Origin of the sequence: Criblamydia sequanensis CRIB-18 (assembly GCF_000750955.1) — a bacterium.
In the GTDB taxonomy this organism is placed as follows: Bacteria; Chlamydiota; Chlamydiia; order Chlamydiales; family Criblamydiaceae; genus Criblamydia; species Criblamydia sequanensis.
In genome coordinates this window covers 343226-364196 of sequence record NZ_CCEJ010000001.1, presented here as the reverse complement: position 1 = coordinate 364196, position 20971 = coordinate 343226, and the positions used below count along the sequence as shown (strand labels likewise).

Genomic DNA, 20971 nt, shown 5'->3' with positions numbered 1-20971 from the left:
GGTTAAAGAACCGGTTCTTTCTTGCCTTCACCTGTTTGAAGAGCCTTATAAACTGCTCCTATGATGAGAAGAATTCCTATCACCTCGAAAACCGTTGGTAACTTATTATAGTAAATGTAGATAAATAATAGTCCAAAAACGGTTTCTAATATGGCAATTTGGCCGGATAAAGAAGCCGAAAGCTTTTTGCTTGCTACATTCCATAAAGTAAAAGCGACTGTCGAGCAAAAAAAACCTAATGTAAAAACTCCTATGAAAAATGAAATCCCCTCATTTGAAAATAAAATCTTATCTTCCTCGCTAAGAAAGAACATCCTGAAAGAGCCTATCACGAGGGTGATCAGGAAGGTCATTATTCCAATATTATGGGTCCACTCGCTAGCCGTGATATCTTGGTTTTTCTTTAGAAATTCTGTGTTAAAAATAACATACCAAGACCATGTGCCCAAGGCTAGCGTTCCAAAAAGAATGCCGAGTGAAAAGTCAAAAAGAGAAAGGTTCTCCCACTCGTTATAGAACCCTTCCGCATTTACAATAATTAGTCCTAAAAAAACAGCTCCTGCTGTTAAGAGAAGCGTTTCGCTTTTCCCTTCTTTGTTCTTTAAATACATTAAAAATGAAATCACAATGGGCGCTGAACCGACAAGAAGGGCGATAAAAGAGGGTGAGGAATAACGAAGTCCCAAGTTTAAAAATGTAAAATAGAAAATATTCATGACCAAAGCTGAAAGGATGGCTTCCTTCCAGTATCGGAAATGATTTTTTTTCTTGTTTTGGAGAAAATGCGCGCAAAAAAAACAAACTGAGAGAACGCCAAAACAAAAATACCTTCCAAGGACAATATCAAAGGGAGAAAAATTTGAAAGCGGCAAAGGAACGATAAAAATCAAGCCCCAAAACAAGCAGGCTGTAATACTATAAAGAACCGGTTTGATAAACATAAAGAGAGGAATCTTGTGAAAGAGTTTATTAATTATTTTAATCAATTTTTGCTATAAAAGCAACTAAATCACTTTCCAGATTCCCCTTCTCTATTTCTAAACGCTCGTCATCTAGGATTTTCGAAGCCCAAACCTTTCCTTCCTCCCCCTTTAAAAAATTGGCCACAATTCTGCCAAATAAAGGCTGCGCCAATGTCCCCCCTTGTGGAATAAGCTCCTCTATTTTAAAAACCTGCGACGCCAACTTTAAAATATCTTCAGATCGGATCGCTTCTGAGGGATCTGTCACTAAAAACTGCTCTACCGGAGGAGGAACGACTTTATTTAAAGTAAGGCTTGCTTGTTGAAGTCTTTTGACTTGCGCCCCGACCCTTTCTCCAAACCATTTTGAAAGAAAGGGGGGAAGCTTTTCGGAATGGGAAAAGGGGATGGAATTAAAAATTATTTTCGATACGGTGTAATACCACGGATACCCTTTCTTCTTTAAATAATTCTTAGGAAGCTTTTCTATCCATTCATTGCATCGCTTTATCTGATTCTCTCTCCACTGAAACCGTGAAGGGCCCACATAATCATAAACTATAAAATGTCCTCCCTCCTTTAATATTTTTTTAATCTCAAGAAAAAGACGTTCCAATTCTTCAACATGATGTAGAATGCCGGCAGCTATCACAAGATCAACTTTTGGACAATTAAAGACAGGATCATTTAAATCGGCGACAAAATATTGGGCCTTTAAATTCAATTTTTTTGCTTCGTCTTGGGAAATTTGCACCAAATCAGGGCTAATATCACAGCCGTAAACTTCTTGAACATACCCTCTTTCCAGGAGAATTCTCTCTAAAGAACCGCTGCCTGAGCCTAAAGATAGGGCAGTTTTTGGGGGGGATTTTGAAATTTTGCTAAAGCAAACGTCTAGCCAGTCTTGATCAGGATTTCTTGAAGCGAGTAAATTTTGATGCTTCTTCCAACCGGGGATATCCCAGTATCCAAGTTCTTTTCGTTTTGCGACCCAAGACCAATAATTCGCCGTTTGTTTATTTCTCTTTTGTCTTTCGAACCCCTTCAATTGGCTTTCGCTACTCATTTTTATCCAAATTCTTTAGGTTTTAGTATACCTTTCCCAAATATCATTGATTAATTTAGGCAAGGTCATCGGGTCAAACGGCTTTGTAATCGCATCAAAAGCTCCCATTTGTTTGAGCTCTACGATTTCAAAAGATTGAGATTTAGCCGTCATGAAAACAATCGGGATTTTAGAAGTTTCAGGAGTTGAAAGCAATTTTTTTAGTGTTTCCGGACCATCAAGGCCCGGCATCATAACGTCAAGCAAAATTAAATCGGGTTTAAAGGCTATTGAAGAATCAACGGCTTGTTCACCTGACGAACAAGTACGAACTTCATACCCGCCGATTTCTAAAGCCATGGAAATGATCGTTCGGATATCTTCGTCATCATCAACTGATAAGACTCTCTTTAGTTTTTTATTCATTTTTCCTCATAAATCAATTTTTGCCTCCAAGGGCAATTCGATAATAAAGGTAGTGCCTTTAGAACCTGTCTTAAACGAGATCGATCCTGAATGGCTTTCTATTATTTTTTTTGAAATATTAAGTCCAAGCCCTGACCCTTCTTTTTTTCTTGCGTTTGTGGAATCCGCTTGGGAAAATTTTTGAAATATCCTTCCGTGGAATTCAGAAGGAATGCCCGGGCCGTTATCCTGAATATGAACCAAGACTTTATCTTCTTCTGCAAAAACAGATAACTTTACTTGGCCATTGACTGGAGAATATTTGACCGCGTTAGTGATAAGATTATTCATGACACGAATCAGGCTATCTTCATCCCCTTTAACGATAAACTCGACTTTTTTCGGGGCATCAACTGAAAGCGTAACATGATATTTAGCGGCAAAACTTCTATTGGCTTCAATAGAACTATCTATCACTGAAAGCAAATCTATATTTTTAAAATTAAAGGCCAAATGGCCCGATTCCATTTTTTCAATATCTAAGATATCGCAAACAAGCTTTACAAGCCTATCACAGTTAGCTTCCGCTATTTCAATCAGCTTTTGGACTTTGTCAGGCAAAACAGCAACTTTTCCACTTGAAATTAGGCTTAAAGAACCTTTTATAGAAGTTAAAGGGGTTCTTAATTCATGACTAACAGTTGAAATAAATTCATTTTTAAGCCGTTCAATTTTTTTTCTTTCCGTAATATCAAAAGCGACTCCCACGTAACCTAACACATTTCCAAAAGAATCTTGGATAGAAGTTAGTGATAGTTGAACCGGCAAGCTTGTTTTGTCCTCTCTAACTAAAGTCCACTCCTTTTCATCAGTAATGCCTTTCTTAGCAAGGATTGAAAGCGTATCAAAATTAGCTTGAACTTCGCGATTCACCTGTTTAGATAAGCTTTTAGCTCTTAAAAGAAGTTCTGCTTCTGAAATAAAGCGATGGATAGGCTTTCCACAAGCTTTATACTCTGCTAAATTGAGCATCTTTTCCGAAGCTTTATTTAAATTCTGTATTTTTCCTTCAGAATCAATAAAGATAATCCCGCAGCTAGAGCTATCTAAGATCGCTTGTCTATGAGCTAAAGATTTTTCAAGTTCTTCAGTTTTTTTAGTGACTATTTCCCTAGATTTCTTTCGAGTTGATAATAGCGACTTTACCCAAGCCACAAAAAAAAGAGTGGCAAGAGTGCCTATGCTAAAAATCACCCAAGGAAAACGCCATTCGATAAATTTATCATAATTAGGCAATGATCTTATGTGAAGAGTCCATTCTCTACCCGGGACTTGAATCACCCCGGATTCTTCATAAGAGGCTTTTAGTCTTTTATCGTGAGAAAATTTATGTTCGCTTCGAAACAGGAGATTTTTAGGGTTCATTTTTGGCCCATCGTATATCTCAAGATCAATGGTGGATGCTTCCTCTCCAACTAAACCTTCTACAAGCTCTCTCATTTTTAAGGGAGCGTAAACGATGCCTAAAACATCCTCTTGATCTATTTGAAAGCCGTTTAAAGCCTTTTTCCTATAAACGGGAATCATGAAATAAAAAGCGGGCCCTGTTTGATCAAACTGCACAAGCTTTATGCTTCTGGTTAAGGTGGGGCTATTTGTTGTAATCGCCCTTTGAGCAGCATTATAGCGTTTTTTATCGCTGAAAAGATCAAAACCGATCACTTTATTCTTGGTGAGAGGGGACCGCATGACTACAGGAAGATAAGAGTTTTTTGAACTTTCAGGCCATATTTGATATTCCTTATCGATATGATCTTCCGCCCATTTTAAAAATTGATTTTTTTCATCAAGAGGGACATGCAGGGCAAAACCCAAACCCAAAAAACCGGGATAGCGGTCTTTTAAGTTGATGCTACTGACATATTGATCCCATTCGCTAGGTGTGACTTTTTCTGAACTATAAAGAAAAGCTCGCGCGCCTTCTAGAACTCCTTCATATTTTTCAAAACGTTCATGAATGCCTCTTTTTATTTTCTCAACTTGCCTTGCAAATTCTTCCTTTCCGGAATAATATACTTTTTGACGTGTTTGAGTAAAAAGAAGGCCTGTAAAGAATAATCCAAAAGCTACCGCCAGGATTAAAATCAGAATTTCTTTAAAGCTATACTTTCCCATTCTTTCTAAGGTTCTTTTTATTCTCCAACATAATTATTTATTGGTTTATTTAAAATGGTCGTTGCCTTATTAAGAATTTTTATTTTACTTAAAATATTAAGATGCTGATTATTAAATGAATATTTATCCCTTCTATGCCTTTTTATCTGTAAGCCTATTTGCTCTTGTTCATTTATTTGCTTCACGAATTAGAAAAAATAAGCTTCAGGGAACACTTCTCTCTTTCGGGGGGGGCGTAGCCATTTCTTTTATTTTTATAGATCTTTTGCCGAAACTTGGAGAAAGCGATGAAGCGGTTGAAAAAGCTCTTAGAGGCAGCCTACCCTTTTTGGAAAGACACGTTTTTATTATGGCTCTTCTTGGCTTTTTACTTTTTTATCTAGTAGATAAAAGCAGCCAAGTAAAACATTCTTCCTTTTCCTTTTGGCTTTCCACTCTTTCCTATTCTTTGTTTAATTTTTTTGTCGGGTATGCGGTAGTGGATGAAAATGACCCTGAAGTTCAACCGCTTATTTTATTTACCTTTGCTATGGCGCTTCATTATTTTACAACAGATTACTCGCTAAACGAAAAGCATGGAAAACTATATAATCATAAAGAAAAATGGCTTCTTATCGCTTCCATTTTTTTAGGTTGGCTTGCAGGCTATTACTTTGACCTTTCAGAAACAGCTATCGCTCTTATCAGTGCCTTTATTGGAGGCGGTGTCATTATGAATGTCATCCGTCATGAACTACCAGAAAATAAAGATAATGATATTAGAGCCTTTGTGCTAGGGGCTCTATTCTACACTTTTATTCTGCTATTTTTGAATTAGGATTTGCTAAGAATTATCTCGTATAGGTAAATAGGTCAAGACATCTTATTCAAAGGTTTTTGGATGCTTAAAAGCTCAACTGCTCTTGCTCGCTTCAATTTTAAAAGGCCGCCTTTTGAATCCTCCCAGCAAAGTACCCTTAACTGGATCTCTGCTTCTCATCTAAGGGCGTACGGGAATCAATATGCTTTAGGCGAAAATGAAACTTTGGACTTCAAAGAAAAGCTTCAAGAAAGAATTGCAAAAGTTGCTTGCAAGCCGGCCAATATTCATCAAAGAGGCCATGTTGTCTCCGACTTCTTGCATAATGATTGGGACAACATGCAGATTTATCGGCTAAAAGATTCTTCTTCTCAAGTTTTACTTGGAGAAAAGCAAAAATTTCATCGCCACCATGTAGACAAGATATTTATAGATTTTTATGAAAATGAAATCCATATACCGGAAGACCTTATCCATGTTAGTTGCACCGGGTATGCCTCTCCTTCAGCAGCCCAAAAAATTGTTAATAAGAAAAACTGGATGAGGGAGACCAAAGTCACTCACCTTTATCACATGGGCTGTTACGCTTCCATTCCGGCCATTCGCGTCGGAAGCTCTTTTGTTCATCAAAAATCAAATCAAGTCGATATCGTTCACACAGAGCTTTGCACGCTTCATTATCATCCTGAAAGACATTCAGATGAAGATTTAGTGGCCCAATCCCTTTTTGCCGACGGGTTCATTAAATATTCTCTAATCGATCAAGCATACGCCTTGCAAGAAAATTTAAGTCATTTTCTTCTTTTAGGGTATCATGAAGAACAAATTCCCGATTCGGAAGAAGCTATGGAATGGCTTTTAAATGAAAACGGCTTCCGCTTTATTTTAGCTAAAGAAATTCCCTTGTTAATCGCAAAGAATTTAAAGGGATTTGTATCAAGGTTAAAAGAAAAAATTTGCATTTCAGAAGACGCAAGCCCCCTTTACTATGCGATTCATCCCGGGGGCCCAAAAATTTTGGAGCATTGCATGAAGCTTCTTGATATTAAAAAAGAGCACATTGATTCGAGCTTTAAGGTGTTGGAGCAATACGGAAACATGTCCTCAGCCACTCTTCCTCATATCTGGAATGTCCAGCTTCATGATGAAAAAATTCCAAATGATTCGATTATCATAAGCCTAGGCTTTGGACCCGGGCTTACTATGGCCGGACTTGTTCTTCAAAAAAAAGAATCAAAAACGAGATAATTTTATGTGGACCTTAAGCTTACTCCCCTTTCTTTTTCAAGGACTTGCTATTCTATTTGATGAATTTTATTTTCATGTCAGACGGGGTTTGCCTAAGTGGGAAAGAATCGGCCATCCTATAGACACTCTTAGTCAACTTCTAACCCTTAGCCTTCTTTTATTCTTCCCCTATGGGGATTGGACTTTGAAACTTTATGGAGGGGCGGCCATTTTTTCCTGCATTCTTGTAACAAAAGATGAATTCATTCATAAAGAAGAGGCTCCTTGGGAAGAAAATTGGCTTCATGCTGTTTTATTTGTGCTTCACCCGATTGCGCTCATTACCGCCGGAATTATTTTTCTAAGCATTCATGATCCAGCCATCCTGCCTAAACCCATGATCGCTTTTTTGAATGATAAAGCGGCTTTGCAATTCAGCTTATACGGCTATTTTTTCTCAATATTAACATTTTTCATTTACCAAGTTGTTTTCTGGAATTTTATATGGAAACCAAAGCAGCCTCAGGCATAAATAACGCCTTTTACGATAATTTAGGTGAGATGTGGTATGGCTCGGATGACCACCCCATCGCACTTTTGCGAGCGGAAAATAAAGCACGAAATAAATGGGTTCTTAAACAATTAGAGGAATACCCTAAAAAAGACCTTAATTTTTTAGATGTCGGATGCGGCGGCGGCTTTTTAACAAATGCTGTCTCAGAGAAAGGTTACAAAGTGACAGGCATTGATTTATCAAAAAAATCCCTTGAAGTCGCGAAAAAATATGATCAATCAAAACGAGTGGAGTATGTTGAAGCCTCAGCTTATGAGCTCCCTTTTGAAAGTGAGAGCTTTGATGTAGTCTCCGCCATGGATATTTTAGAACATGTGGAAGAGCCGGAAACACTCATTAGGGAGGCTTCTCGAATTCTAAAACCTGGCGGTCTTTTTCTTTTTCATACTTTCAACCGGAATCCTTTAAGTTATTTGTTAATTATAAAAGCCGTAGAGTGGTTTGTCAAAAACACCCCGAAAAACATGCACGTCTATCCCTTATTTATTAAACCTAAAGAGCTTAAGGCTATGTGCTTAAGCTCTTCTCTTGACGTAATAAGCTTGGAAGGGCTTGTTCCAAACCTTAATTCCAAAGCTTTTTGGAAAATTGCAATTACAGGAAAAGTGGCTCAAAACTTCAACTTTGTATTTGTAAAAAATACTTGGACAGGCTACGTCGGAAAAGCCATAAAACGTTAACTATAATTATTTTGGATCACTCAGGACTTAAATATGATTATCTCAAAATTTTAAAGAAGACGTAGGCTGCTGCTATGTTGAATCAGACCTTTTTTATCTTGCGCTCTTACTCCGAGCTTTAAGAATACCTTGCTTTTCGTAAGAAAATGGGTTCACAAAACTTCATCCAAAATGTAAAAAACATGGAAAATTGTTGGAAGAAGATTCTTTTATTCGTCTTTTTAAAAATAAAAATTTTAATAATTTTTTTTAAAAGATTCTAAAAATAAGAGGTTTGCTCTTATGGTATATCGAATTTGGCTTCCCTATAATTTCAAAGTTTACAATACGGCTCTTTTCTGCCAATAAATATAAATTGTTATTTAATTAACTAATTTACAAACTTTAATACAATAAAATCACTTTAAACTAACATCAAAATACTTATGAATTAAGACCCTTAAAAATGAAAATAAATATTTTACATTTCTTCTTGTTGGAGTATGTTAAAGTTATAAGGTTTGGAGAGTCGTATGGTATGGGAAGTCAGTTTGGCTCTCATTGCTGCGGCGGTAATAGCTTTAACCATCTACCTCATCATTACGCTACGGTACGTAAATAGTCTTATTCGAGTATTACACAAAGAAGTTGCAGAAATTCATGAGAAAGCTATTCCTCTGCTAGATGAGGGAACACTTTTTTTAAAAAATAATCAGGACATTTCAAAAGAGCTGAATAGAAAGCTTGTGATGGTCGATCCTCTATTTTCATTGATAGGGGGTCTTTCATCGAAAGCAAATCTTGCTCTCAACGCTCGGAAAACTGAAAAGCATTGCGAATGTCCGAATTGTCAATATCATCATCCGGAGTTTGAGACTGATTTTCAGGAAGAAGAGCCTGAATCAAAAAGCCTTGAACTTGGTGAAATCATTTATAGTGCTATTAATCTTTATAGGAAATTAAAGGGAGGATCCTATGGAAAAAAATAATCATAATACCTTGATAACAGGAGCCATTCTCGGCGGAACGCTTGGGTTGCTTGCGGCTCGCCAACTAGCTGAAAAAAATCATCATTCCTATGATTATTCAGAAGAAGTTTCACATAAAGGAAATGCCGCTTTACTTGCTAGCGCATGCACTTTGCTAGGGGTTGGCGCAGGACTTTTATTCGCGCCAAAATCAGGTAAGGAACTTAGAGAAGACATTACCGATATCGTCGAAAACTTCCAGGAAAAAACAAGCGATTTGGCAAGCAATATAACTGAACAAGGAACCGATTTCATTCATAACTTTAGCGACCAAGCCTCAGATCTTGTTGAAAAAGCAAAACACATGGCAGGCCAGGTATCAAGCGGTGTTCATAAAGGCAAGCGCCATGCCAAAAATGAAGCTGCTTTATCTGAAACTCTTGAAAATGCCATCAATATGGCAAACATCGGTTTCCGTCTTTGGAATACCCTTACAAAGGGGAGATAAAAATTATGGATAATAAAGGATTTTTATTAGGCGCTTTAGTAGGCGCCATGAGCCATTATGCTTATGAAAACCAAAAGAAAAGGCTTTTATTAAAAGATACTTATGCCGCCAAAGCTAAAAACTTGGCAAACCAAGTCGTCCATGCAGCAAAACATATCGGCGACACAAATCCTGTAAGCGAAAAGCAATTTATTTATGGCGCTTTCAGCCTTTTAGGGGCAGCTATGGGGCTTTTATTAACCTTTAAAAAGAATGGCAAGGCGCTTAAAAAAATGAGGATATTAAACAACAATCATTCTCATGCAGCCTCTTCTAACCATCATCGCAACTCGCACCGTAAGCATGTAGCAGCCACAACTGTCGGTCATAGAAAAACTGCAGCAGCACGCTCTAAAAGACATTAAACAATAAGAAAGCTTGCGAGGTTAAAAACCTCGCAAGCATTTTCATTTAAAAAGGTTTTTTATGGACGAAAAAGCGGAGCATCTTTCCTACTGGAGTAGTTCAATAAAACTTCCTCATTTTCCCTCGCTTCAAAAAGATGTTTCAGCCTCTATTTGCGTTGTTGGCGCTGGTATTGCCGGACTCACAACCGCTTATCTTCTTGCAAGCAAAGGCAAGTCCGTGATTGTTATAGATAAAGGAAAAGTTGCAAGCGGCGATACCTCCAAAACAACAGCGCATTTAACTTATGTCCTTGATGAAAGATATTACGAGCTTGAATCTCAGTTTCCAAATGATGTTAAAAAAATTGTTGAAAGCCATATTAAAGCGATCGATGAAATTGAAAAAATTGTCAAAAGGGAAAAAATTGATTGCGATTTCAAAAGAGTCGATGGCTACCTGTTTCTTAGCGATCAAGATCATCCAGATCTATTAAGAAAAGAATTTTCAGCCTTAAGACGAATCGGTCTTAAAAATATCGAATTTTTAGAAGAAGGGCCGATTCCATCGCTTGGGCCTTGCATCCGATTTCCGGGTCAAGCAGAAATGCATCCTCTAAAATATCTTGCAGGTCTTTCTAAAGCGATTATAAAAAAAGGGGGAAGGATCTTCGTCGATTCTAAAGCTAAAACCTTTCAAACAAGCGGCATGCCAATCAGGGTCATAACAGATGAAGGCAGGCTTATTGAATCCGACTATCTTGTTGTAGCAACTCACACGCCGATAGATGACCTTGTTGTGATGCACACAAAACAAGCGGCTTATAGAAGCTATGTAATAGCGGGATGGGTTCCAAGAGGAGCTGTTCCGGAAGCTTTATATTGGGACACAGGAGACCCTTATTACTACATTAGAACTTATCGGGACCCATTCAATCAGCTTGAAGATTTGCTTATCATTGGAGGAGAAGATCATAAAACAGGAGAAAATCCAAAAATTGATCCTTTCGGTAAGCTTGAAGTCTGGGCACAAGAGAAATTCCCTCTCCTTGAAAAAGTTTCCTATTATTGGTCGGGCCAAGTAATAGAACCTATCGACTCGATTGCGTTTATCGGAAAAAATCCTCTCGATAGCCCGAACGTTTATATTGCTACAAGCGAATCCGGCAATGGGACGACCTATGGAACTATTTCTGGGATGGTAATTAGTGAATTGATTATTAAAAATAAAAGCCTTCTTGAGGAAATTTATTCCCCAAGAAGAAAACCTTATTCCAATTTAAAGCAGTATCTTAAAGACAATTTAAAAGTAGTTTTTCACTATATTAAATCTATATTTCCGGCAAAGGCCGCTACGAGCGAGAAACTAAAGATACTCCCAAATGAGTGCGGTACTATTTTTCAAGATGGTTTAAAAAAATATGCTTACTATAAGGATCAAAAAGGGAACATTCACAAATTTCCTGCCAGGTGCACTCATTTAGGGTGCTTAATCAGTTGGAACGATAATGAAAAGACATGGGATTGTCCCTGTCATGGATCGAGATATACTTGCCTTGGCGAGGTTATCAATGGACCGGCAGTAAAAAATCTTGAAGAAATACAATAATAGACTTCTTTCGAGATTCGCTTTTGTTTGGAAAAATGAAACAGTCGAATGGAATTTCGAAAGAAGTCTAATCTAGGGGGATTAATGAAGCCAAAAAAGGAAAAGCAAACCTTGCCGGCTCAAAGCCAAAAAAAACAGCCCGGCCTTGAATCAAGAATGAAACCCAAGCCCAAAAGTCTAAAATTGGATTATGTGGGCAGCGGAAAACTAAAGGGCAAAGTGGCTATCATTACAGGCGGAGATAGCGGCATTGGGAGAAGTGTTGCTGTGCTTTTTGCAAGGGAAGGCGCAAAAATTGTTATCGCTTATTTAAATGAACATAAAGATGCCAAAGAAACCGCTGAATTAGTTCAAAATGAGGGTCAGGAATGTCTTTTAATGGCAGGTGATATTTCAAACGAGAAATTTTGCGAAAAAATAGTTTCTCAAACCAAGAAAAAATTCGGAAAAATTGATATCCTTGTCAATAATGCCGCAAGGCAAGAGCCTAAAGAAAAATTGAGTTTGATTTCAAAAAAACAACTTTTAAAAACATTTGAAGTAAATATTTTTTCCTTTTTCTACATGTCGAAAGCCGCGTTAAAACACATGAAAAAAGGTAGCGTTATTATCAATACCTCATCTGTCACAGCCTATAGAGGCAGTGAGCATCTTCTTGACTATTCTTCAACTAAAGGAGCCATTGTTTCTTTTACGAGATCTTTATCGCAGCTTCTTGCAAAAAAACAAATACGAGTCAATGGCGTAGCTCCAGGCCCTATTTGGACACCCCTAATCCCGGCTACTTTTAAAGCAAAAAAAGTTAAAAAATTCGGATCTACAACCCCTCTTGGAAGACCGGGTCAGCCCGAAGAAATTGCCCCTTCCTACGTCTTTTTAGCCTCAAGCGACTCTTCTTATATGACCGGGCAATTCTTACATCCTAATGGCGGTGAAATCATCAATGGCTAAGCACTTCTTCAAAGTGACTAGCCCGTCCTTCTTGATAGATTAACTTTCCATGTTTTGCAGCCGCGGCTCTTGGCAAAAGAGTCCAATTGCCCTCAACTCGAAGGTAAGCGGCTCCATGCCAAGGCGTTATCCAAATATCTGAAGCTTCAAGAAGTCGAATACCAAATTTAAAAGAATTAGAAGGTTGAGGATGTATGGAAAGCCTTAAGGATGCCGGGAAAAGTCTTTCAATCAAATCCCCGAATGCACGGCTTCTTTGGATGACTTCGTAAGCTCGCTCTCGACAAGATCGTTGAAGGGCAGATTTCGAAAGCTTATAACTACTGCCATCTTCAAAAAGAAAGCGAGTTATTCCTCGGTATAAGAATAAAGCGTGCTCATCAGAGAGAATTTCTTTACGAAGACTGTCAAGCGATGGAGCATGTTTTTCTTTAACAAAATTGCGTTTTGATTCATGAGATATATCTCCAAGAATGTCTCTAAGGTCAAAAAGCGCAATATTTCTTAACTCAAAACGCTCAATAATATTTTTTAACTCATCAGCATAAGCGTCAATATCTTCATCCGGAACACGGATCAAATCACCGAAAATGTGACCATCTGAGCATAAAGTCAAATGAGCCCCAGGTGGATATAATTTTTCAATTTTTTTAAGTAGGCTATTAAGGAAGCAAAGAGAAAGACACTCTCCCATATCAGGAAGGATCCCAAGAACCTTATCAGGATTTGGTGATTTGCAAGGAAAACCTGGTAAAATAAAACTAATCGGAAGATCTTTTTTTAGGAAAGCTTCTATTTGATTTAATTGAATCGGAAAATCTTTTGGAAATAACTTTCCGATATTTTTTGTACGATGATGAGGCAGCAAAAAATGTAAAATTTCGTGGCTAATTTTCTCCATTAATGCTGATTTCATAAGCGAACTTTACTCTCTCGTTTAAGGATTTTTCTCAAAAGGAAAAATAATTTTCCAATCCTTTCTCATACTGACCACATGCCATTTTTTCTGATTAGCCTCTTCCATTAGAGGTTCAGGAAAAGTGCCGATTTTAGAGTTCGGGCCATAAGCATATTCCCGAATAGGGTCATCATGATGAACTAAAAGCATTAAACGTTTATTGGGACCGCTATTTGTCCACTCCAGCATCTCTTTATCGCCTATAGAATTGCCAAAAGCGGCATAGGGTTTACGCCCTATCATCAAATTAATGGCTTCTGGTTTTCCGGTTTTATCATCAACAAATAAAACCTCCGGTAATTTTTTTAAGATAGGTTCTCCATTTTCGTATTCATATTTGACTTTACCGGCTGTCCCAATGATTTGTTCCGGAGGGATGCCATAGACTTTCTCAGCATAAGCCCTCATGAATTCTTGACCGCCCCCTGAAACTATATAAACTTTAAAATTAGCGTCTTTTAAATATTGAATCACTTCAAGCATCGGTTGATAGACAAGCTCAGTAAAGGGCTTTTTAAAGTGAGGGTGTATCGCTTCATTCAACCAATGGCGTACTTTCTTTTTAAATCGATTTACACTCAATCCTGAGTGTGTAGCTGCAATTAATTTTGAAACTTCCTGCTCTTTGAAATTTTTTAACACTTCGAGATTATTTTCGAGGATGGATTTAAAGGGTTCTTCATGTTTCCATTCGGGGTGACCTAACGCCATGGCTTTAATGGCGTCTAAAGCAAAAAAAACTTGCGTGTAGATGGGTTGCTCAACCCAGAGGGTTCCATCCTGATCAAATACAGCAATTCTTTCAGCCACGGGTATGAAATTTTCATTTTTCGGGTCTGTTGTTTCTTTGACAAACTGAATAATAGAATCTTTAATTAGCCCTTGATTCCAAGAAGGCAACGGATCCGCCTCCCCTCTTAAAATATTCTGGAAACTTAATATAAGGAATATAAATACAAGAAATGTTGTTTTATTTGCTTTCAAGAAAAACCCTCATCTTAAATGACATCAAAGCTGATGTTTTAAGAATTGAATTCTCTTCTGTCAAGAAAAATAAAGAAAAACCCGCTTTCATGAATAGAAAGCGGGTTTATGGAATTAGCGGTTTTTAACAGATAATTGAGCGTTTACTTTCTTAACGCCTTCAACTTTCTTGATTTCATCTGTTACTTTTGGAATATCTTTATCATTGTCAACAGCGCCAATGATAGTCACCACGCCATTTGAAGTTTTAATGATTAAAGCTTCATAACCTTTTGTGAACCATCCGTTTTTTAAACGGTCGCGGATTTTGGCATTTAAAATCCTATCAGCATCGGTCGCCGCAAAATCTTGAGCGTATTTGCTTCTATCTGTTAAAGTTGTTTTGCTCGATAGGGCTTCATTGGCAGCGTAAGGATTTCCCCTGGTGTTCAATCTAGATGATTTTTTGCCTGTTACGATGATTTGGTTATTGACGTTTTTAACGCCATCGATGTCTTTTACGCTGTCTTCAATATCATCTTTATCCTCATTGGTTTCAACAGTTCCTCTTAAAGTAACATTTCCATTGAGGACTTGGAAAGTTACGCTTTCAAACCCTTTTGAAAACCAGCCTGGGCTTAAATCATCACGGATTTCCTGTTCGATTTCACGATCCGTTGGTTGTGTGGATCTTGCTGTTTCAAAAGACTGGTCATAGCTTGACCCTTGATTTTGAAAATAGCCCGGATTTTGAATAGGTCTGCCATAAGCATCGTTAGAATAGCTTCTATTTGGATTGCTTGGCATGTTTCTATTTTGCTGGACATAGCTTGGGGTGTTTGGCCCATAGCTATTTTGCAAATTCGGGTTAGACCCTTGATAATAAGGCTGATTTGGATTTCCCAAATTAGCTCCACTTAAATTTTGCTGACTGTAATTATTTTGGTTTCCATCTTGGTAAGTTCCAGGATGTCCTGAAAGATCCTGATAGAAAGCATCGCTTCCGGTGCAGCCGGCGCAGTGATATCTGCCGGTCTGATCATAATGGCCGCCGCTTTGACCAGGGTACTGGTCTGCTGTGAGAAAAGAGACTGAACCCACAGCAATAAATAGAATTAATTGTTTCATTGTTTCTCCTAAAATTCGCAAAAAAAATTATTTTTTCTCTACATTCGTTGAATTAAACCTGGTGATTGCTTTTAATGACGGTCATTCTTGTTTTTGTTGAAATTTTGATTTTGCGAACCAGGAGAATTCGGATTTTTAGACCCTTGTCCAGGTGCGTTATAGCCTTGTGTTTTAGAAGTTTGGCCAGGATTTTTTGAAGTTTGGCCTTGTGTTTTTGATGGATTGCTTACATCAGATCTTGAAGTTTCTTTATGTGTTGAAGAATGAGTATCTCTTTCTCCATAATGAGAAGAGACGTCTCCTCTTAAATTTGAACCTCTTGATTGAGCGCCGCTTTCATGAGCATGGTGGGAAGATGCGCCTGTTGTGGCAAATTCTTCTTCAAAGGTCTTAATTTCTTTTTCGGCTCTGTCTTTAGCATAGCCATAACGCTTTTGGATTTTTCCAAGGAGTTGTTCTCTTTTTCCGTTGATTTCTTTTAGATCATCGTCAGTTAATTTGCCCCATTGTTCTTTAACTTTTCCTTTTAGGATATTCCATTGGCCTTGAAATACATCTTTATTCATAACCTTCTCCTTTAATTTTTTGGGTTGGTTAATTTATAAATACTTCTATTTGTGAAGTTTAAAAAAATTTAAAGCTTTAAATTTTTGTCACAAAATTTGTCGATGCGAAGCGCCAAGGTCATAAGATGCGTTGAAGTTTCTAAGCGGATATATTAGATAGCGATTGAATTAAAAAGTTTTAGCTAACGGTCGTTATTTTCTAGCGTCAAACTGAAAAAATTTCATCGTATTTGGTTGTAACTTCATATTTCCTTTAGACTCGAAATTTATCAATCTTTTTTTGAAAAAATAAGAAAAAATAAGTTAAATTATTTATAATTAAGGATATAATATTTTTGGGGGAAGAATCGTAAAACCCTAAGAAAAAACATTTACAAAAGGAGTAAAAAGTCTTATTAATAAATTAATAGGAATATTAAACCTAACATCAGGGGTGGATATGGGAAAACCAATTATTTTATGGCTTGTTGGAGTGCCTATTACAATTATTATTCTTCTCAAGATCTTTGGATTCATTTAAGTGAGCTTAATTCTTCTATTAATCTTAATTCTCTTGCTCACGGCAGCTTTTCCTGTTTGGAATTACAGTCTAACTTGGGGTTATAAGCCCACTGTTGTTATAAGCTTGCTCTTAATCATTTATCTTCTTTTAATTTTTTCCGGAAGAGTGATTTTAATTTAAACCCGCGATTGCGTTCTAATCTCGCTTATAGGCTGATTCTAACGATGCAGATGCGTATTTCCTTAGCCGAAGCCAAGCTTTTTCATCTTAGCGAGGCGAAGGAAATTAGCTAGATGCGTTGTTAGAATCAGCCTAAATGCGACTAACTTACGAGTAAAATGCTAAATAAATGATTGCTAATGAAGAATGAGATCTTAAGGTAAAACCCTTTCTCTGTTCTAGCACGAATATATCTAGGCATTCTGCTTACAATCTGCTAAAAACAGTTTCAATGCTGTTTTCTTCCTGTTCCTTAAGATAAAATCTAAACTTAGTAAGTTGCTGCTAGGTTAAGTTGCTTTTCCGTCTTGGAACCGAATGATTTTTACGATTTCATCGCTAGATGAAAGAAAATTGCTATACCTTGCTCATTCATGATATTTTTCCTTTTGTAAAAAAGGAAGATATCGCTCGCGACCAATCATCTGATAGCTGAATGTCATTTTTCATCTTTCGTCTCGGGAATGTAGAAAACATTCCCTTCACCGAAAGCTAAAAAATTTGCCATCCATCTAAAGCGCTTGGCCACGGATTAGGGCGTTAATCACAGGTTAAGCGGACTTAAATCCAAGTTATTTATCCTGATAAATTTCAGCTTTATAGGGAAGCAAATGAACCACTCTTTTACCTAACGAATCCTCGCGACCTTCGAAATGGTTGGCAAGTAAGTTCTTAATTCTTGGAATTTCAGATTTTGCCGCCATTTTACCGGCTTCATAAAGTGACTTTTTCTTTTTTTCATTAAAAGTCCCGATACCGCAAGTTTTCGGGCGAATCACAATGTCAGCGTTTCTTGTGCAGACTTCATTCTGCCACATAAAGGCAATTTCCGAGCTTCGATACGCTATTTGAAATAAATTGGTAGGAACCGTTTTTGGCAAAAGCTCGCAAAGGTCCACCGCTATGATGACATCTGCCCCTAGATCTCTTGCCACTTTAACAGGAACCGGGTTGATAACCCCGCCATCTATTAAAATCCGTCCCATGTGCTTGCAGGGAACAAAGACAAAAGGGATGGAACACGAAGCTTGGACCGCTTTTACAACGTCTCCGGAACCTATTGGAACAAGCTCTCCTGAATAAAGATCGCAAGCGACGATGACAAGCGGGATTTTTAATTGTTCGAAAGTCTCAGCTTCCAAGTGATAATTGAGGATTCGGTTCATCGTATTGCCTTGGGATAAACCGTATCTGCAATTTAATAGTTCGATATCTAGAAGGGAATTGGTTTTGACTTTCCAGACGGCAGTTTTAATTTCTTCAATGTGGGGATTATCTGCATAGAGGGCGCCGACAATACTGCCTGCGCTGCAGCCAACTATCAGATCAATAGGAATGCCTGCTTTTTCAAGCTCCTCAATCACCCCGACATGCGCCATGCCCCTAACCCCGCCGCTGCCTAGCACAAGGGCGACTCTTATTCTTTCCGGAACCTCGAACTCAGGTAAAGGGGGAGGCGGTGTCTCAGGGCGAAAATGCCTCGGAACTCCGCAAGAGAGTAGGCAGTTTGCTATAAGAAAATAAAATACTCGTTTTGAAACTCTCATCACACCATCATTTTGATAGTACTTGGTATTTTGTGTACTTATCGCATTTTCCACGGCATTCTTCAACAGGATAGCGCTGTTCTATAATATTAATTTTTTTAAAAGATGATTTTACAGGATCAATCCCTAGCAAATCAGAGAGATAGAGAAGCATGTTAAAACAGTCGGCAATCTCCCCTTCTACTTCTTTTTTGGTCTCTTCATCTAAAAAATAGCTTTGTTCGGTTGTAAGCCAACGAAAAGGCTCCATTAATTCGCCGACTTCAACTCCAAGATTCATAGCTATATTTTTTGGAGAATGAAATTTTTTCCACTCTCTCACCCTAAACATTTCCTTTAATCGATAGAGAAGGTCTTTAAGCGTTTTCTCAGAAAAATTATCGACTTCATCTTTAGTGGGTGTCTCGATCCATTCGATAGATATTCCCTGCTTTTCTGCATAAGCAATTTCCTGTGTTACGCCTCTAGAATTTTCCCATCCTTCTAGCTTAAGAACCAATAGCCCATCGCATTTGGATAACATTGCAAGGTCAAATTGCATCCATTCCTCGTGAGCTTTCATTAGCCCCTTTTCAATCAAAGGATAGTTATGGGTAATGGGCGAATAGACAAACTTTTTTTCTTGATGAAGTTTAAAAAGGATATAGCTCACAGCTTTAAAGCGGTACGCTTCCACTTGTTTTTCGTTAGAAGAAAAAGGAGAGGCTAGATAGAAGAGTTTCATTTTTTATTTATCCAATATGATTTGTTCAGCGTAAACATTAACGAAACAAATGCATTTTAGTATAATAAAAAATAAAGTTTATGAATTAACTCAAAAAAGTAAGCCAATTTCAATAAATGAAACTGGCTTATTTTGTTATTTTTTAGATCACAACGCTTCGTTGAATATCTTTTTTAGGATCTATGCCAAGAGCTAAGTACTGTTCTGTTGCAGCTTTCACTCTTTTTCTGATGCAGGGATGCACTTTTTTATCGAGGATGGAATACATTTCAGTATTAAATTGGATAAAAGTTTGAAGAAGTTTAAGCTGTGCGATCGCATCCTCTTTTGTTATATTCCCAAAATCACCATCGCCATAGTCTTCAAGAGATATGGGAGTCGCTTTAACATCCAATAAATGAGGAGCTGGAGCATTATCCGAAATAAACCCTTTATATTGGCTCATATGAATCCAGGAATGCCAAAAAGTGTCCATGTGAATAAAGTGTGTGAAGAATCGGATAGCAAGCTCCTTGTCTTTCCCGAGCGGCTTTTCGGGGTCTAAGGCAATTCTTCTAATAGCCTTTACATCCCTATCGCTTTCTTTATATTTAGTTCTTGGAGGAGCGTCAGGATTAGGTCTTCCCTCAATTTCATTGGCATCCACAAAAGAGCCTCTAGCCGGGTCTATACCCTCCCAAGGCCTATAGACGGGAGAGTTTTTATGAACCCTTTTAAAGAAAAGATGTAGCGGGCCCCATTCTTTACTTGAACTGATTTGCTGCCAATTGTCTTCAAAAAACTGAGTTACTCCTGCCAAAATCAGTTTAAAATGCAATCTTTGAGCTATAGCAAACACATGATTATTGTTAATTTTTTTTCGTGGCCAAAAGGTGAAAGGATCTATGGCCCCTCCATAATCACCCATCATTTCGGCAATCCCTTCCACACTTTGTCCTGAGTTATTAAGCGCTCCCGTTTTTTTGAAAATATTAGGACCGCCAAATTCATTGGTAATCTTTCTTGTATACTCGCAGTGAGGCTGCAAAAGCTCTCCGATTACAGTCCCATGAAGATAATCGTGAACGGCTTCTGCAATCCCGGCATCATAGATATGTCCCCAAGCCAAATGAAAAATGGTTTCGCCAAAAAGAAAAATGGCTGAGTTTGCCTTATGAAGGCCATGTATTAGATTTTCTTCCGTGTAAACTTCAAGGGTTCTATTAGTATCTCCTTCTTCAACCGGCTCTAATTGTTCCCTAAAGGAAATCTCAAGACGGGTCATTTTGGGGTCTTCGTCCGGCTTTTCGGACTTCTTAAAAAATAGGGTGACATCAGGCAAGCTTTTAAGCTTATCAAGAGGGTATTTGCTCCATTTTATCTCGGCGATGAATTCATCACCTGCTTTTTTAAAGTAAATCGGACAAATGCCATTCGTAAGAAGCTTCCAGGTATTTTCAGGAGTCAATTCTACTCTTTTTGAGTCATCCACACCAAATTCTTCCAGGATTTGCTCGATGCCGCGCGTATCCAAAATATCTAGGCTGTTTAAAGTATAAGAAAGTAAACTCTGCAAGACGGGCGGGACAGCAGCTTTTGCAATATGCCAATAATAACTTAAGGGCACTTGCTCTTTTTCAAATTCTTTTTCAAATTGAATGTCCCCAACAGAAACCGTAGCCTCTTTCTCTTTTTCCTCCTGATAGTCAACTTCAACAAAAGTTTCACCAACTTCGGTTCTTTCTCTTAAAAATTTTAAATTGGCCCGAGTATCTTGACTACGGATATAATCATCAGCTATCTTTTTCTCTTTGCAGATGCGAAAAGCAAGGGTGGTTTTTTCTATAAGGAGGCTAGATTCAAGAGAAACACAAAACCTCCCATCTAGGCTCGTTTTACCATGAGCCACACGTACATTATCTTTGTAAATTTGAAATTTTCTTCTCTCATAAGGATCACCTACGGGAGTTAAAAGAGTACCTGTCAATCTGACATCTGAACTACTACTAAACATAGCAAACCTCCATTGTTTGGCTCTGATTAACTTATGCTAAACCCATAGGTTTTTAGCAATCTTTTTAACAAAATCAAACAATAGAGGTAAAGTCATTAATTTAAAT

The 20971-nt window shown here is 37.8% G+C and carries 20 protein-coding genes and 1 pseudogene; 10 read left to right on the top strand and 11 right to left on the bottom strand.

Annotated features, from left to right (window positions below; genetic code table 11):
* Positions 1 to 2 precede the first annotated feature (2 nt).
* From CSEC_RS01490 to CSEC_RS01475, 4 genes are read right to left on the bottom strand one after another with little or no spacing between them, the layout of a single operon-like run.
* A complete protein-coding gene (locus tag CSEC_RS01490; RefSeq protein WP_041016620.1) occupies positions 3 to 941 on the bottom strand; it encodes a DMT family transporter in 939 nt (312 codons plus the stop codon).
* Between the two features lie 37 nt (positions 942 to 978).
* The gene (locus CSEC_RS01485) at positions 979 to 2028 is read right to left on the bottom strand and encodes a class I SAM-dependent methyltransferase (protein ID WP_041016619.1); all 1050 of its coding nucleotides are present in this window, start codon (positions 2026 to 2028) and stop codon (positions 979 to 981) included.
* A 15-nt stretch (positions 2029 to 2043) separates the two neighbouring features.
* The gene (locus CSEC_RS01480) at positions 2044 to 2433 is read right to left on the bottom strand and encodes a response regulator (RefSeq protein ID WP_041016618.1); all 390 of its coding nucleotides are present in this window, start codon (positions 2431 to 2433) and stop codon (positions 2044 to 2046) included.
* Between the two features lie 6 nt (positions 2434 to 2439).
* Positions 2440 to 4587 (bottom strand): CHASE domain-containing protein, encoded by a 2148-nt coding sequence (locus CSEC_RS01475; protein ID WP_041016617.1) that lies wholly within the window; start codon positions 4585 to 4587, stop codon positions 2440 to 2442.
* Between the two features lie 115 nt (positions 4588 to 4702).
* On the opposite strand from CSEC_RS01475, the gene CSEC_RS01470 reads away from it, so the two are divergent.
* From CSEC_RS01470 to CSEC_RS01430, 9 genes are all read left to right on the top strand, one after another.
* A complete protein-coding gene (locus CSEC_RS01470; RefSeq protein ID WP_041016616.1) occupies positions 4703 to 5404 on the top strand; it encodes a ZIP family metal transporter in 702 nt (233 codons plus the stop codon).
* A 63-nt stretch (positions 5405 to 5467) separates the two neighbouring features.
* Positions 5468 to 6634, top strand: a complete 1167-nt coding sequence (locus tag CSEC_RS01465; protein ID WP_053331672.1) for a 3-oxoacyl-[acyl-carrier-protein] synthase III C-terminal domain-containing protein — start codon at positions 5468 to 5470, stop codon at positions 6632 to 6634.
* Between the two features lie 4 nt (positions 6635 to 6638).
* Positions 6639 to 7145 (top strand): hypothetical protein, encoded by a 507-nt coding sequence (locus CSEC_RS12495; protein ID WP_053331671.1) that lies wholly within the window; start codon positions 6639 to 6641, stop codon positions 7143 to 7145.
* Positions 7118 to 7867 carry a bifunctional 2-polyprenyl-6-hydroxyphenol methylase/3-demethylubiquinol 3-O-methyltransferase UbiG gene (ubiG, locus tag CSEC_RS01455; RefSeq protein WP_041016615.1) on the top strand — a complete coding sequence of 250 codons (750 nt, stop codon included), beginning with the start codon at positions 7118 to 7120 and terminating at the stop codon, positions 7865 to 7867. Before CSEC_RS12495 ends, ubiG begins: the two co-directional genes overlap by 28 nt.
* A 512-nt stretch (positions 7868 to 8379) precedes the next feature.
* Positions 8380 to 8835 (top strand): DUF948 domain-containing protein, encoded by a 456-nt coding sequence (locus CSEC_RS01450; protein ID WP_041016614.1) that lies wholly within the window; start codon positions 8380 to 8382, stop codon positions 8833 to 8835.
* Positions 8822 to 9322, top strand: a complete 501-nt coding sequence (locus CSEC_RS01445) for a YtxH domain-containing protein (RefSeq protein ID WP_041016613.1) — start codon at positions 8822 to 8824, stop codon at positions 9320 to 9322. Before CSEC_RS01450 ends, CSEC_RS01445 begins: the two co-directional genes overlap by 14 nt.
* A gap of 5 nt (positions 9323 to 9327) precedes the next feature.
* Positions 9328 to 9726, top strand: a complete 399-nt coding sequence (locus tag CSEC_RS01440; protein WP_041016612.1) for a hypothetical protein — start codon at positions 9328 to 9330, stop codon at positions 9724 to 9726.
* A 61-nt stretch (positions 9727 to 9787) separates the two neighbouring features.
* Positions 9788 to 11314 carry an FAD-dependent oxidoreductase gene (locus CSEC_RS01435; protein WP_041016611.1) on the top strand — a complete coding sequence of 509 codons (1527 nt, stop codon included), beginning with the start codon at positions 9788 to 9790 and terminating at the stop codon, positions 11312 to 11314.
* A gap of 84 nt (positions 11315 to 11398) precedes the next feature.
* On the top strand, positions 11399 to 12265 hold the full coding sequence (locus CSEC_RS01430) for an SDR family oxidoreductase (protein WP_041016610.1): 867 nt from the start codon (positions 11399 to 11401) through the stop codon (positions 12263 to 12265).
* On the opposite strand, the gene CSEC_RS01425 is transcribed toward CSEC_RS01430, so the two are convergent.
* From CSEC_RS01425 to CSEC_RS13395, 4 genes and pseudogenes are all read right to left on the bottom strand, one after another.
* Positions 12255 to 13181 (bottom strand): L-tyrosine/L-tryptophan isonitrile synthase family protein, encoded by a 927-nt coding sequence (locus CSEC_RS01425; RefSeq protein ID WP_041016609.1) that lies wholly within the window; start codon positions 13179 to 13181, stop codon positions 12255 to 12257. The genes CSEC_RS01430 and CSEC_RS01425 overlap by 11 nt on opposite strands.
* Before the next feature lie 21 nt (positions 13182 to 13202).
* A complete protein-coding gene (locus tag CSEC_RS01420) occupies positions 13203 to 14207 on the bottom strand; it encodes an HAD family hydrolase (RefSeq protein ID WP_237559191.1) in 1005 nt (334 codons plus the stop codon).
* Between the two features lie 114 nt (positions 14208 to 14321).
* Positions 14322 to 15314, bottom strand: a complete 993-nt coding sequence (locus CSEC_RS01415) for a BON domain-containing protein (protein ID WP_041016608.1) — start codon at positions 15312 to 15314, stop codon at positions 14322 to 14324.
* 377 nt (positions 15315 to 15691) lie between these two features.
* Positions 15692 to 15880 (bottom strand): annotated as a pseudogene (locus tag CSEC_RS13395) (CsbD family protein); the annotation flags it as partial.
* A gap of 520 nt (positions 15881 to 16400) precedes the next feature.
* On the opposite strand from CSEC_RS13395, the gene CSEC_RS13490 reads away from it, so the two are divergent.
* A complete protein-coding gene (locus CSEC_RS13490; RefSeq protein ID WP_041016607.1) occupies positions 16401 to 16562 on the top strand; it encodes a DUF3309 family protein in 162 nt (53 codons plus the stop codon).
* Positions 16563 to 17173: 611 nt separating this feature from the next.
* On the opposite strand, the gene CSEC_RS01400 is transcribed toward CSEC_RS13490, so the two are convergent.
* From CSEC_RS01400 to CSEC_RS01390, 3 genes are all read right to left on the bottom strand, one after another.
* On the bottom strand, positions 17174 to 18202 hold the full coding sequence (locus tag CSEC_RS01400) for a patatin-like phospholipase family protein (RefSeq protein WP_237559190.1): 1029 nt from the start codon (positions 18200 to 18202) through the stop codon (positions 17174 to 17176).
* Positions 18156 to 18872 carry a DUF1937 family protein gene (locus CSEC_RS12895; RefSeq protein WP_079977924.1) on the bottom strand — a complete coding sequence of 239 codons (717 nt, stop codon included), beginning with the start codon at positions 18870 to 18872 and terminating at the stop codon, positions 18156 to 18158. Before CSEC_RS12895 ends, CSEC_RS01400 begins: the two co-directional genes overlap by 47 nt.
* A 142-nt stretch (positions 18873 to 19014) precedes the next feature.
* On the bottom strand, positions 19015 to 20865 hold the full coding sequence (locus tag CSEC_RS01390) for a hypothetical protein (RefSeq protein WP_041016606.1): 1851 nt from the start codon (positions 20863 to 20865) through the stop codon (positions 19015 to 19017).
* Positions 20866 to 20971: the final 106 nt, after the last annotated feature.